14 protein-coding genes are annotated in these 13,159 nt (G+C 68.1%); 11 read left to right on the forward strand and 3 right to left on the reverse strand.

Going from position 1 to position 13,159, the window contains the following annotated elements; translation table 11 throughout:
* Positions 1–4 precede the first annotated feature (4 nt).
* The 3 genes from AC3G88_RS27055 to sctQ form a co-directional block, all read right to left on the reverse strand.
* Positions 5–742, reverse strand: a complete 738-nt coding sequence (locus tag AC3G88_RS27055) for a helix-turn-helix transcriptional regulator (RefSeq protein ID WP_488894309.1) — start codon at positions 740–742, stop codon at positions 5–7.
* Positions 743–1,003: 261 nt separating this feature from the next.
* The gene (gene sctR / locus AC3G88_RS27060; RefSeq protein WP_153946901.1) at positions 1,004–1,663 is read right to left on the reverse strand and encodes a type III secretion system export apparatus subunit SctR; all 660 of its coding nucleotides are present in this window, start codon (positions 1,661–1,663) and stop codon (positions 1,004–1,006) included.
* Positions 1,660–2,790, reverse strand: coding sequence for a type III secretion system cytoplasmic ring protein SctQ (gene sctQ / locus AC3G88_RS27065; RefSeq protein WP_488894310.1), 1,131 nt, complete (start codon positions 2,788–2,790; stop codon positions 1,660–1,662). The genes sctR and sctQ overlap by 4 nt, the downstream gene beginning before the upstream one ends.
* Before the next feature lie 237 nt (positions 2,791–3,027).
* On the opposite strand from sctQ, the gene sctV reads away from it, so the two are divergent.
* The 11 genes from sctV to AC3G88_RS27120 all read left to right on the forward strand — a co-directional run bounded on the left by sctV (position 3,028) and on the right by AC3G88_RS27120 (position 13,158).
* A complete protein-coding gene (gene sctV, locus AC3G88_RS27070) occupies positions 3,028–5,145 on the forward strand; it encodes a type III secretion system export apparatus subunit SctV (RefSeq protein WP_488894311.1) in 2,118 nt (705 codons plus the stop codon).
* A 4-nt stretch (positions 5,146–5,149) separates the two neighbouring features.
* The gene (locus tag AC3G88_RS27075; RefSeq protein ID WP_153946904.1) at positions 5,150–5,416 is read left to right on the forward strand and encodes a flagellar biosynthetic protein FliQ; all 267 of its coding nucleotides are present in this window, start codon (positions 5,150–5,152) and stop codon (positions 5,414–5,416) included.
* 36 nt (positions 5,417–5,452) lie between these two features.
* Positions 5,453–7,171, forward strand: coding sequence for a type III secretion system outer membrane ring subunit SctC (gene sctC, locus AC3G88_RS27080; RefSeq protein WP_488894312.1), 1,719 nt, complete (start codon positions 5,453–5,455; stop codon positions 7,169–7,171).
* Positions 7,168–8,304 (forward strand): type III secretion system protein SctD, encoded by a 1,137-nt coding sequence (locus AC3G88_RS27085; protein WP_488894313.1) that lies wholly within the window; start codon positions 7,168–7,170, stop codon positions 8,302–8,304. The genes sctC and AC3G88_RS27085 overlap by 4 nt, the downstream gene beginning before the upstream one ends.
* A gap of 65 nt (positions 8,305–8,369) precedes the next feature.
* Entirely contained in the window at positions 8,370–8,573 is a 204-nt protein-coding gene (locus tag AC3G88_RS27090; RefSeq protein ID WP_092297932.1) for a hypothetical protein, read from the forward strand.
* A 53-nt stretch (positions 8,574–8,626) separates the two neighbouring features.
* Positions 8,627–9,133: a hypothetical protein gene (locus AC3G88_RS27095; protein WP_488894314.1), complete on the forward strand. Its 507-nt coding sequence runs from the start codon at positions 8,627–8,629 to the stop codon at positions 9,131–9,133.
* Positions 9,130–9,921, forward strand: coding sequence for a type III secretion system inner membrane ring lipoprotein SctJ (sctJ, locus tag AC3G88_RS27100; protein ID WP_488894315.1), 792 nt, complete (start codon positions 9,130–9,132; stop codon positions 9,919–9,921). Before AC3G88_RS27095 ends, sctJ begins: the two co-directional genes overlap by 4 nt.
* Positions 9,918–10,697, forward strand: a complete 780-nt coding sequence (locus AC3G88_RS27105) for a type III secretion system protein SctK (protein WP_488894316.1) — start codon at positions 9,918–9,920, stop codon at positions 10,695–10,697. The genes sctJ and AC3G88_RS27105 overlap by 4 nt, the downstream gene beginning before the upstream one ends.
* On the forward strand, positions 10,679–11,287 hold the full coding sequence (gene sctL, locus AC3G88_RS27110) for a type III secretion system stator protein SctL (protein WP_488894317.1): 609 nt from the start codon (positions 10,679–10,681) through the stop codon (positions 11,285–11,287). The genes AC3G88_RS27105 and sctL overlap by 19 nt, the downstream gene beginning before the upstream one ends.
* 12 nt (positions 11,288–11,299) lie before the next feature.
* Complete coding sequence (locus AC3G88_RS27115) at positions 11,300–12,673, forward strand: FliI/YscN family ATPase (RefSeq protein WP_488894318.1); 1,374 nt, start codon at positions 11,300–11,302, stop codon at positions 12,671–12,673.
* Positions 12,670–13,158: a type III secretion protein HrpD gene (locus tag AC3G88_RS27120; protein ID WP_488894319.1), complete on the forward strand. Its 489-nt coding sequence runs from the start codon at positions 12,670–12,672 to the stop codon at positions 13,156–13,158. The genes AC3G88_RS27115 and AC3G88_RS27120 overlap by 4 nt, the downstream gene beginning before the upstream one ends.
* The last annotated feature ends 1 nt before the right edge of the window (position 13,159 follow it).

Here is a 13,159-nt window from a genome sequence, read left to right on the forward strand (position 1 = left end):
CCCGTCAGGCGGCTTCGGCCGCCGCCGAGATCGACGACAGCAGCGCGCCCCGCTCGCGTGCCACGAAGACCGCCTCGGTCTTGTTGCTGGCGGCGAGCCGGCGGTAGATCTGCAGCGTGTGGCTCTTCACCGTGGGCACGGAGATATGCAGGCGGCGGCTGATCAGCTTGATCGACATGCCCTTGGACAGCAGCACCAGCACGTCGTACTGACGCTGCGTCAGGCTCAGCAGCTGCGCCTCGGTGACGAACTCGGGCAGGCGCGTATCGGACAGGCGCGCCTGGACGGACATGGGCAGCACGATGGCAGCGTCACGGGTCGCCGCAGGCGGGGTCACGCCTTCGCCAGGCAATGCCGCGTAGGGCGTGCCGGTGCAGCATCCCCTGCGCATGGCGCCGATCATCTTGCGCAGCGTTCCCTCGATGGCCTCCAGCGAGGCGTTTTCCGGCAGCCATGACAGCAGCGGCGGGATTTCGCGCGGGGGCATCCATTGCACCGTGCCGCCGGCGCTCAGGTACAGCACGCCGCGCACATCGGTGGCGGTCCGCAGCAAATCGAGCATGGCTGCGTCGTACCCCTGCAGCAAATCGCCCACGATCAGCAGTTCAATGCCGTCCAGCGTGAGGCCTCGCACGGGGCCGGGCGACATCAGACAGGAATCGTCGATGTCCTGAATGCGGTATAGCACCTGCTGGATACCAAAGCCGATCAGTGGCCGGGACTCTACAACGGCTGCCTTCATGGTGTCGCTCCCCTTTCTTCTGGATTTGGAAGCGACTGAGGCGCAAGTTCCGTTCCAGCCACGCGAACGCACCGGAGACCGCGTGCTGCTGTGTACTTCCGGCACGGCGCCGTTACGCGTTACGTAACGTTGGGCAGTGCAGCGGCGGCGTTTTTTACGTTTTTGCCGATCGATCCTTAACGGACTGTTAATTCTGCAACGCCGTGGCCGCAATGACTGGAATGACTGCGTGCCCTCCGATGGTGGGGTACGGTTGAGCGGCTACCTGTATGACAGGACCAGCCCCTGGATCAGCTGCGTCCAGCCCTCGAGCATCACGAACAGCAGCAGCTTGAACGGCACGGAGATGGTGGTGGGGGCAATCATCGACATGCCCAGCGCCAGCAGGATGGCCGCGACGATCAGGTCCACCACCACGAACACCAGGTAGACCACGAAGCCGATCTGGAACGCGCGGGTCAGCTCCGACAGCGTGAAGCTTGGAATCAGCACCATCATGTCGTCGGACTTCAGGTCGTCTGCGCGCCCTTCTGGCCAGATGCGCTTGGCGGACTGCACGAAGAACGTGCGGTTGCGTTCCTCGGTGTGCTTGACCAGAAAGGACTTGAGCGGCCCGCTGACCGCGTCGTAGACCGCCACCACGTCCTGCACGTTGAATGCCGCGTTCGATTCGGCGCGGCGCTTCATCGCATCGAACGCATCGGAGCCGATCGGCGCCATGATATAGGCGGTCAGGATGATCGCGATGCCGTTGAGCACCATGTTCGGCGGCACCTGCTGCAGCCCCAGCGCGGCGCGCAGCAGCCCGAACACGATCACCAGCTTGGTGTAGCTGGTGACCATCAGCGCAACGAACGGCGCGATGCCGAACGTCAGGATGATGGTAAGGATCAGTACCGGGTTGTAGAGACCGGTGCTCATGCATCGCCTGCCGCGAACGTGGTGACGCGCACGCCCAGCCGGTTGCCCACGGCAATCAGCGTCCCGGTGCCAATGCGGACGCCGTTGGCGACGATGCGCACTTCGCTCTGCCTGAGCGGCTGTGGCAGTTCGAATACGAAGCCGGTGCGCACGGTGCGCAGTTCCGCCAGCGGCAGCGCCACGCCACCCACTTCGAAGCGCAGTTCCACTTCGAGCCCGTCCAGTTGCGCCAGCGACGCTGGCGCGGCATCCGGATGCGGCATGCCCAGCGTGTCGGTTGCTTCCATGTGTGCTCCGTTTTGTACGTTGAGGTCCTGCAATGCGGTCACGCGCCGGCCCTCGGCCAGCGCCGTCCAGTGCGCACCACGACGCCCGGTGCCGCAGCGCACCAGGAATCCGCCCGCCTGCGACTGCCAGTGCTCGATGCTGATGATGTCGCCGGGCACGATGCCGCGCGTGTCGCCGATGGCGACCGTGGTGGTGCCGATGCGCACGGCAATCGGTATCGGCAGCGTGTCGAACCGCTGGCCGGCATCGGACGGCAGCATCGGCAGCGCCCGCGTCAGCCGGGACAGGCATTCGGGCTGGTCGAGCTGCAGGACAGCGGCCAGCCGCTTCGTTGCGCTGCCGCCGTCGTCATCGCCCACGGCAGTCAGCATCAGCCCGAAGGCAGCAAGGTTCGACGGCCACCCGGTTGCGCCCGGCTGCCAGGTCAATGGATCGCCCTGCACGGCGGCCAGCGCATGCGCCAGCGGCGCGCAGGCGTCGGCCAGCAAGGCATAGCGCAGCAGTTCGGGCAGCGACGCTGCCGTGCCTGGCTGGCCCAGCAGCATCTGTTCGGCGGCGGCATCGAGGCACAGCCGGCCGTGCGCAGACCCCAGCGTGAAGCGGTAGGCGTGTGGGCCCGGTGCGACGAAACCGGCATCGCCGGCATCGCCGGTATCGGCGCGGACAAAGCGCAGGTGCCAGTCGCGCCCGGCCAGGCGCACGGGCAGCGGCGCCACGCAGGCGAGCAGGTTGGAGAGCCGCGCCATGTCGGGCTCCACATGGGGAAAGCCGGCGACCGCGTCAAGATCGGTGATCGGCGGCCTGCCGGCGGCATCGGCGGCATGAACGGTCAATGGCATGGAACGAAATCGGGCGATCGTCGCGGCAATCAAACTGCCGCCAACGATACGCAGGCGGGTGCTGCCGCGTCCACTACGAGCCCTTGTAGGGGCGCCGATGCCTTGCCGGGGCGGTGCTACGAATCCTCGGTACTGGTCGCCCGGGGAGGCGCCTCATACACTGCGGCCACTGGCAAAACTCCCAGCAATCAAACGATCCGGCGTAGAGCAATCGTCCCGCAAACGTTCAGCAAGGCCATGGCAAAACTACCCGCAAACCTGCCCGTATTCACGCGTGGGCTGGGGCCGGCGACACCGGGCCTCCAGCAGATGGCGGCCGCTGCGTCGCGCCAGTCCGACCTGGCGCTGACGCTCCTGCTGTTCGCGGTGATTGCGCTGTTCGTGCTGCCGCTGCCCACGTTCCTGCTGGACATGCTGCTGACGATCAACCTGGGCATGAGCCTGACGCTGCTGATCGTGGCCACGTACATTCCGTCTGCGCTGTCGCTGTCCACGTTCCCGTCGCTGCTGCTGTTCACGACGCTGTTTCGCCTGTCGCTCAATATCGCATCGACCAAGCTGATCCTGCTGCACGCCAACGCGGGGCACATCATCGACACCTTCGGCAAGCTGATTGTCGGCAACAACGTGGTGGTGGGCGGCGTGGTGTTCCTGATCATCGCCATCGTGCAGTTCATCGTGATTGCGAAGGGTTCCGAGCGCGTGGCGGAGGTAGGCGCCCGGTTTGCCCTGGATGCCATGCCGGGCAAGCAGATGAGCATCGACGCCGACGTGCGGGCCGGCACCATTACCGCCGGCCAGGCGCAGGAGCGGCGTCGTGCGCTGGAACAGGAATGCCAGCTGCACGGCGCGATGGACGGCGCGATGAAGTTCGTCAAGGGCGATGCCATCGCCGGGGTGGTCATCGCGCTGGTCAACATCCTGGCCGGCATCTGCATCGGCACGCTGATGAAGGACATGAGCATCGGCGATGCCCTGCAGCGTTACGCCATCCTGACCATCGGCGACGGCATGGTGTCGCAGATCCCGTCGCTGCTGGTGTCGATCGCGGCAGGGGTGGTCATCACGCGGGTGTCTTCCGCCGAAGACCGTACACGCTCGCTGAACCTCGGCAACGTGATCGGCAGCCAGCTGCTGGGCCAGCCGAAGGCGCTGGTGGTGTCGGGCGTGGCGATTGCCGTATTCCTGGTGGTGCCGGGATTCCCCAAATGGACCTTCGCCATCATGGCGCTGGTGGTGGGCGGTGGCGGCTACCTGCTGATGCGACGCGCCCAACGCAGTGCCGGCACGGTGACGTGGATCGAAGTGGAGGGCGGCGGCGCGGACCGCATGGATGGTGCAGTGGCGCCGCCGCTGGCGCTCGACCTGGACGAATCCTTGCGCGACCGCGTGGACCTGCGTCTTTTCGAACAGCGCATGACGATTGCAAAGGGCGAGGTCGAGGCCGATCTCGGGATGGTCTTTTCGCGTTTGCGCATCGTCTGGACGGGCCTTGGACAGGCGGATGCCTACGCGATCCGCGTGCAGGACGTAGTGGCGTCGGCTGGCGCGTTGCGTCCCGGCAGGCGCTTGCTGGAGCCCGGTGCGCGCGCCCGGATCGACCAGGGCGAGGCCGAGGTCGGCGCCCCGTTCGGCCCCTTTGCCGAAGTGGTTTGGGTCGCCGCGCCCACCGGCGACGCACCGCTGCCAGACGGCGTCCGCACGCTGTCCTGCGAGGAAGTGCTGGCGGTGCATATCGGCGCGGTCATCAAGCAGCACGCGGCCCAGTTGCTGGGTATCCAGGACGTGCAGGCCATGATCCATGTGGTGCAGGCCGAGGCGCCGGACCTTGTGATGGAGCTGGCGCGCGTGGTGCCGCTGCAGCGTGTGACCGACGTGCTGCGCCGCCTGCTGCAGGAAGGGGTGCCGATCCGCAACCTGCGCACGATTTTCGAAAGCCTGGTGACCTGGGCGCCCAAGGAAACCGACGCCATTGCGCTGACGGAACTGGTTCGCGTGGATCTGGGGCGGCTGATCACGAGCCGCCATGTCGGTGCCGCGCGATCGATCGACGCCGTGCTGTTCGAACCCGCGCTGGAAGGGCGGGTGCAGGGCGCGATCGAACGCGCGGCGCGTGGCAACCTGCTGCTGCTGAGCCACGACGTGACACGCGACATCCGCGAGCAGTTGCGCGTGCTGCTGGAAAAGGCCGGGCAGACGCGGCTGGTGGTGGTGGTCAGCACCGATGTGCGCCGCTACGTGAAGCGGCTGATCGAGCCGGTGGCCCCGCGCCTGGCCGTCCTGTCCTATCAGGAAATCGACGAGGACGTCACGCTGGTGCCGGTGGGCTGGATCCAGAACCCGGCGGCGGAATAGCACGATGACCGCCGACACCATCCTCGATATCACGCGCCAGGCCCTGCTGGTGGTGCTGTGGGTCACGTTGCCGATCGTGCTGATCGGCACGGTGGTGGCACTGGTGGTGGCGGTGCTCCAGGCGGTGACGCAGATCCAGGACCAGAGCATCGGCACCTCCACGCGGCTGATCGCCGTGCTGGTGTCGCTGGTGCTGCTGGGTGGCTGGCTGGGCGGCGAGGTGATGCGCTTTGCGCAGCGCGCGCTGCAGACGATGCTGACGCTGCTGTGAGGGTGTCCCGAACAACGACAGGATGAACGAGCCGACATGACGCCGTACTTTCAGGACTACCAACCGACGCGAATGCGCTGGCTGCGGACGTGGCCGGTGGCTTGCCTGCTGTGCCTGCTGGCGATGACCGCCGCGCAGGCGGCGGACCTGCGCTGGTCCAGCAAGCCGTTCAATGCGTCGGTCAGCGACAAGCGGCTGCCCGACTTCCTGCGCGAGCTGGCGGCGTCGCAGGGCACCACGGCCGTCATCGATCCGAAGGTGGAGGGCACCATCAACGGCAAGTTCACCGAATCCGCCCAGCATGTGCTGCGCAGCGTGTGCGCCATGTTCGGCCTGACCTATTACTTCGATGGCTCGCTGCTCTATATCGACGTGGCCAGCGAGGCGCGCAGCGAGGTCCTGCCGATCGCGCGCGGCGCCGGCATGCGCCTGCGCGATTCGCTGGAGCGCATGCAGGTGCCGGATTCCCGCTATCCGATCACCATCAACGATGCCGAGGGCACGCTGATGGTGTCGGGGCCCAAGCGTTACGTCGAAACGGTACGCGCCGCCGTGCGTGCGGTAGACGATCGCTCCATTGCCGACGAGCGTGCCGAAGTCCAGCTGTTCCCGCTCAAGTACTCGTGGGCCAATGATTTCCGCATCAATCGCTCCGGCAAGGAGATTACCGTGCCGGGCGTGGTCAGCGTGCTGCGCAGCCTGTATGGCCGCAATCGCTTGCCGCCGCTGGGTGCGCCCAACGCCGGTTCCAGCCGGGGCGCCACGCGCATGGCCAAGCTGCGCACGGGCGATGGCGGCGGCATGGGCATGCCCAGTGCCGACCCGGGGCAGGTGCTCGACAGCATGGGTGGCAACGGGGTGATCAACACCGACGTGCAGGCCAACCCATGGGGTAGCAACCAGTTGCCGCAATTCCAGGCCGACACGCGGCTCAACGCCGTGCTGGTGCGGGACACGCCGGATCGCATGGCGCAGTACCGACGCCTGATCGAATCGCTCGACATCAAGCCGCGCCTGGTGGAAATCGAGGTGACGATCATGGACATCAGCCAGGAGGACCTGGACAGCCTTGGCGTGGACTGGCGCCTGCATACGCGCCATGTGGACCTGCAGATCGGGGGCGGCAACAACAATCCCGCGCTGACGTTCGGCAATCTCACGTCCGAAGCCGGCACCACGGCCGCGGCCGCGTCCAGCGGCCTGCAGTTCACGGGTGCCATCGGCAATGACATCACCCGCTTCCTGCTGACGCGCGTGAAGGCACTGGCCGATCGCGGGCAGGCCAACTTCGTGGCGCGCCCCAAGGTGCTGACACTGGACAACACCGAGGCGGCGCTGGAGAACCTGCAGGAGTTCTACGTGCGCGTGGACGGCTTCCAGGACGCGGGCCTGTTCAACGTGACGGCCGGCACCGCCGTGCGGGTCACGCCGCTGGTGGTGGACGAGAAGCAGAGCCGCGCCGTGATGCTCAGCATCGATATTGCCGACGGCAACCTGTCCGGCGAGACGGTGGACCGCATTCCCGTGGTGCGCAGACGTTCCATCACCACGCAAGCCATGGTGGAAGAGGGCAAGAGCCTGCTGATCGCCGGCTATACGACCGAGGAGCGCATCAACGCCACGTCGGGCGTGCCCCTGCTGCAAGACGTGCCGATCATCGGCAACCTGTTCAAGTACCAGGAAAAGCGCCAGAACAACATGGAACGCTTTTACCTGCTGACGCCACGGCTGGTGGTACCGGGGATGAGCGGATGAGCGACCTCGCGCAGGAACGGACATCGGCCTGGTCGCTGCGCTTTCTGGGCGGCGATGTCTACGGCCGGCAGGTCACGCTGCGGCGCGGCGAAAATGTGATCGGCGCGTCGGGCGACGTCGATATCAGCGTGCCGGGCAGCGATGTGCTGCCGCGCCATCTTGTGCTGAACGTTGGCGAGGTGGCGGTCTCGGCCGAGCGCGTGGGCGATGGCGCCGTGGCCCTGAACGGCCGGCCCACCACGCAGCGGGTGTTTGCGCTGGCGGGCGGTGACATCCTGAGCATTGGCTCCCTGGACGTCGAACTGTTGCGCGCGCAGCCTGCCGCCACCGAGGCAACCGACACGTTATTCGCATGGGCGGAGTCTGGGCGCCGTGCCGAGCGCCACGCCGATGGCGAGGGAGAAGCCGCGCGGCGCCATGGCCGGGCGATGGTGGCGGCTGTCGGGCTGGCCGCCACGGTGCTGCTGGTGGGCGCAGGCTGGGCGGCAGCCACGCTGACACAGCGCGGCACGCCGCTGCGCAACGCCGAGATCGATCCGGCGGCTGTACGCAAGACCGTGGCGAACTATCCCGAACTGGAGGTGGTGACCCAGCCCAATGGCACGGTGGCCGTGCGCGGCTTCGTCAATTCGCGGGTGGACCGCCAGCGCGTGGCGCAGGCACTGGCACCCTATGGCCGCGGCGTGCAGCAGCAGCTGCGCTCGGCCGACGACCTGATCGAGCACATCCAGCGTTACCTGGACGAACCGGGCGTCGGTATCGCCTACCAGGGCCAGGGCCGCGTACTGCTGTCGGGCACCGCCGACCCGCAGGGCGGCCGGGACAAGGTGCGCAGGCTGACAGAGGACCTGCACCCCGGCGTGCTGGTGACGGATCGCATCGACTATCGGGAGACGGCTGACAACCGCCGCCGGCCCCTGCGCAACGGCAACCTCGACAACTGGCAGGGCGTGTTTCCGGCGCGTGTGGTCAGCATTACCGAGGATGCCGACGGTAACCGTTCGGTCCAGCTGGCCAACGGCAGCCGGTACTTCGAGGGCGCCGTGCTCAAGAACGGCGCCGAAATCGAAAGGATCGAAGCGGACGGCGTGGTGCTGAAAGACACCCCCGTGCCGGCCCAGGCGCGCCGCTAGCGCGGCCGGGCAGCAGGAATTTGCATCGTTCGATGCAGATATCGCCAACCTACCAAGGAGCTGACATGGCAAACGAAGTCGACCTCAACGCCAAGATGAACGAGATCCAGCAGAAGGCGCAGGAATTCTCGGTGAACATCCTCAATCTGCAGGACACGCTGACGCGCCAGAACGCGGTGGTCAGCAGCGAGATGGCCCACAACACGCAGAAGGCGAACCTGATCCAGGGCGCCATGCAGGACGTGAAGCAGACATCCCGTACCAACTGAGCACAGGCGGGCGGGGCGCCGCCCCGCCTTCCGTGGCCGAACCAGGGAGCACCATGATGGATCCCAACACGATTGCCGCCGTGGCGCCGGTGGCCGGCGCTGGCGCCACTGGCACCGGCTCGCAAGCCGCCGTCCAGGCGGCCGACAGTGCCGCGCTGGCCGCGCACCAGGCGCCACCCGCGCGGCATGCCGCGACGGCCGATGCCGCCGATGCCCAGTCCTTCGCCAGCATGGTCCGCGGCGCACAGGCCGCCGATGGCTCGCGCCAGGCCAGTGCCGTGCAGGCCGCCAGCGATCCGTCGTCGACGACGCTGGGCAACGCCATTCGCCAGGGCTATGTATCGGCTGGCGAGGAATCGGCACGCCAGGCCGCGCGGCTGGAATCGCTGCGCCAGGACATGTTTGCCGCCATCCACACCGGCAACACCAGTGACGTCGTGTACCAGGCCATGCTGCTGCAGACGCAGTCGCTGGAGCTGTTCTCGTCGATCAACGTCACGTCCAGCATCGGCAGCGCCGGCACCAACCTGTTCAACAACCTGCTCAAGAACCAGCAATGATCGCCACCGCCAACCGTTGCCTCCGCGTCCTGCCTGTCCTGCTGCTGCTGGCGCTGTCGGGCTGCAAGGTGGATCTCTATGCGTCGCTCAACGAACCAGAGGCCAATCAGATACTGGCTGCGTTGACGGCGGACGGCATCGACGCGGAAAAAGTGCGCGCGTCGGACGGCGATTCGGCCGGCAGCGGCAATGGCGGCTGGAGCGTGCGCGTGGAGGAATCGCAACTGCCTCAGGCGCTGGAAATCCTGCGCAGCGAAGGCCTGCCCGGCGAGCGGTTCGCTTCGCTGGGCCAGGTGTTCCAGAAGCAGGGGCTGGTGGCCACGCCGACCGAAGAGCGCATGCGCTACATCTACGCACTGTCGCAGGAGCTGTCGGAGACGCTGCGCAATATAGATGGTGTAGTCACGGCGCGCGTGCATGTGGTGGTGCCGGCCACCGATCCGCTGTCAGACAAGATCCGGCCGTCGTCGGCTGCGGTATTCATCAAGCATCGACCCGACGTGGATCTGCGCCTGCTGGTGCCGACGGTCAAGGACATGGTGGCGCACAGCATTGAAGGCGTGACGCATGACAGCGTGTCGCTGTCGCTGGTGGAAGCACGCCCGTACACGCCGGTGCCCGTGGCGAACCATCCCGGCGCAGCCGCGTTTCCGGTGGCGCGCTTTGCCGCCATGGCGTTGATGGCGGTGCTGGCGCTGGCGCTGGCGCTGATGGGCGCGGGCGTGCTGGCCTGGCGGCGCGGCAACCTGCGCTGGCCGCCGCGGCGTGCCGCGCGGAGTGCGTCATGAGCGTGCCGGCAGGCGTCCTGCTCGCCGCGCTGGCGCCGGCTGCGCCGGTGTTGCCGGACGCGGCGCTGGCGCACGCCATCGCCGACCTGTTGCAACGCCCGCTCATGCACTTGCATCCGAGTTGGCTGCCGGCAGACTGGCCGTTGCGCCTGCGCCGCGCCGACTGTTTCGGCGATGCCGCCGCCGGCCTGCTGGGGGCGCCGCTGAACCTGGCCGGCGACGCGGCGGCGCAGGAGCGCCTGCTGGCCCTGCTGACCGGCGCCGACCCTCTGCCACGCGTGGTGTTGATCGAACGCAGCGCGCTGCGCCTGCTGGCGATCTGGATGGGACTGGCGGTCCACAAGGCCGGCTTTGCCATCGAACGCCGCATGGTGCCGGCGCAACTGGCCGAGAGCATCGAGCCGCTGGCCAGCCGGCTGGTGGGTGCCACGCCACGCGCGATGCGGCGCGCCGCGCGACGCATCGATCCCCAGGCGGTGGCCTTTCTGCTGAAGCGCGTGCCCGATCTGGCCGACGTGCCGATGAATCTCGCGCCAATGCGCGCGCGGCCCGCGTGCGCCGCGCGACTGATGGCAGAGCGCGGCTATCGGTTGCTGGGCGGCCTGCTGGACGTCTATGACGCGCCGCTGCGGCGCGTGTGGATGCAGAAGTCGCCGCGCCGTCTGGCCATGTTGCCGCCGGCCCCGCTTTCGCGCAGCCAGGTGGCGCAGTTGCGCGAGCTGATGCTGCTTAACCTGATTCCCGAACGGTTTTCCGCATGGCACTGGCTTTTCTGATCACGAGCGAGAACCTGCAGTTGCTGTCGGAACGCAAGGTACTCAAGGAAGCCGAGTATGCGGCGCTGATGGATGCCTCGGAGGTCATCGAGGCCGCCCGGCGCGAGGCGCTGCACATCGGCACCGAGGCGCAGCGCGAAGCCGAACTGCGCCGCCAGAACGGCTACCGCGATGGCTGGGCGCGTGCGCAGGCCGACCACGCCGCCGCGCAGGTCAGCGCCGCCGCCGAGGCCGAGCGCCAGCTGGCTGGCATGCGGCGCACCATGGCGGACATCGTCATGAAGGCCGTGCAGCAGATTGCCGGCGAGCTCGACCCGGATCTGATTCTCGAAGTGGCGCTGCAGCGCATCGAAGCCCTGGTGCGCGCCGAGCCGTTCATCACGATCCAGATTCCGCTGGGCCGCGAGCAGGCCGTGCGGTCGCTGCTGGATCAACTGGCAGAGACGCTGGACTGGCCGCGCCGCGCCAACGTGGTGGTGGAGCCGGCCCTCGACCCCGATGCGTGCCGCATCCTGACGCCATCGGGCTCGATCGACGTGGGGCTCCAGGCGCAGCTTGAAGCGTTTGCCCGGCGCCTGCGCACGGGCTGAGGGAGACCTGCCATGGCCACCGAACTGCAACCCGCCGATATCGAATCTGCGCTGGCCCATGCGGCGGCCGACCTGGGCCGTGCATTCGAGCACTTCACCCCGGTGTCGATGCGCGGCCGCGTCAGCAAGGCGGTGGGCATGCTGATCCATGCCACCGGTGTGCAGGCGCATATCGGCGAGATCTGCCAGCTGGTCACGCCGGGCGAGGCGCCGCTGCTGGCCGAGGTGGTTGGCTTCATGCAGCAGACGGCGGTGTTGACGCCGCTGGGTCGCACCACCGGCATTTCCACGCTGACCGAAGTGCTGCCCGCCTTGCACGGGCCGCAGTGCCCGGCGGGCGCGGCGCTGCTGGGGCGCGTGCTCGATGCGCTGGGCGAGCCCATCGACGGCAAGGGCGAACTGGTGGGCGTCACGCGCGTGCCGGTCGACAACGAGCCGCCCGATCCGCTGACGCGCCGGCTGATCCGCGAACCGCTGGCCACCGGCGTGCGCGCCATCGACGGCCTGCTGACACTGGGCGAAGGGCAGCGCGTGGGCATCTTCGCGCCGCCCGGCGTGGGAAAGAGCACGCTGCTGGGGATGCTGGCACGCGGCGCCAGCGCCGACGTGAACGTGGTGGCGCTGGTGGGCGAGCGCGGGCGCGAGGTGCGCGAGTTCATCGAATACAACCTTGGCCCGGAGGGCATGGCGCGTACCGTGCTGGTGGTGTCGACGTCCGACCGTTCGCCAATGGAACGCGTGCGCTGCGCCTACACGGCCACGGCGATTGCCGAGCACTTTCGCGATCAGGGCCGGCGCGTGCTGCTGCTGGTGGATTCGCTGACGCGCCTGGCGCGCGCGCAACGCGAGATCGGGCTGGCCGGGGGCGAGCCGCCGACGCGTCGCAGCTATCCGCCCTCGGTGTTCTCGATGCTGCCGCAACTGCTGGAACGCGCGGGCACCAGCGCGCAGGGATCGATCACAGCGGCCTACACCGTGCTGACCGAAGGCGAGGACGACGGCGACCCCATTGCCGAGGAAGTGCGCTCGATCCTGGACGGCCATATCGTGCTGTCGCGCAAGCTGGCCAGCGCCGGCCAGTATCCGCCCATCGACGTGCTGAAGTCGGTCAGCCGGGTCATGCCGCAGGTCACAGGCGGCGCGCACCGGCACGATGCCGCGCGGCTGCGTCAGCTGCTGGCGAAGTTCCACGACATGGAGCTGTTGCTGCAGATCGGCGAATACCGCCCGGGCGCCGACGGCGAAGCCGATGCGGCCGTGGCAGCGATTGGCGCCATCCGTGCGTACGTGTCGCAGCCGGCCGAACGGCTGGACACCTTCGCGGCCGCGCTGGACAAGCTCGCGGCCGCTGTGCAGCCGCCGAAAATCATGGGATCCCAGGCATGAGCGATCACCGGCTGGACGATCTGGAAGCGGTGCGCGAGCGCCGTCACGACGATGCCATGCGCGCCATGCAGCAGCAGCGCGCCCATGTGATGCAAGGCCTGCAGGCTGCCGAGGCGGCGCAGCGGGTGGTCAGTGGCGCGCTGGCGGACCGTGCCGCATTCCTGACGCGGCTGCCCGAAGGCGCGGCGCAGGGCGGCGTATCGGTCGCCGGCCTGCTCGATGCCCAGGGTTGGCAGGCGGCGTTCGATACGCGCATCGCCCGCGCCAACGCGCAACTGGGCGAGGCACTGGACGAAGTGGAGCGGCGTCGCGCGGCGTTCGACGACAGCCGCCGGGAACTGCTGCGCGCGCATGCGCGGCTGCACGGCGTGCGCGAGCTGGTGTCGCGCCTGCGTGACGAGGCGCGTCACGCGGGGGACCGGCACGAGGAAGACGCGGTCGAGGAAGCGGCCGTGCGGGGCTGGCATCGCCAGTCGGAGGGCTAGG

The organism is Cupriavidus sp. 86D6 (assembly GCF_057815095.1).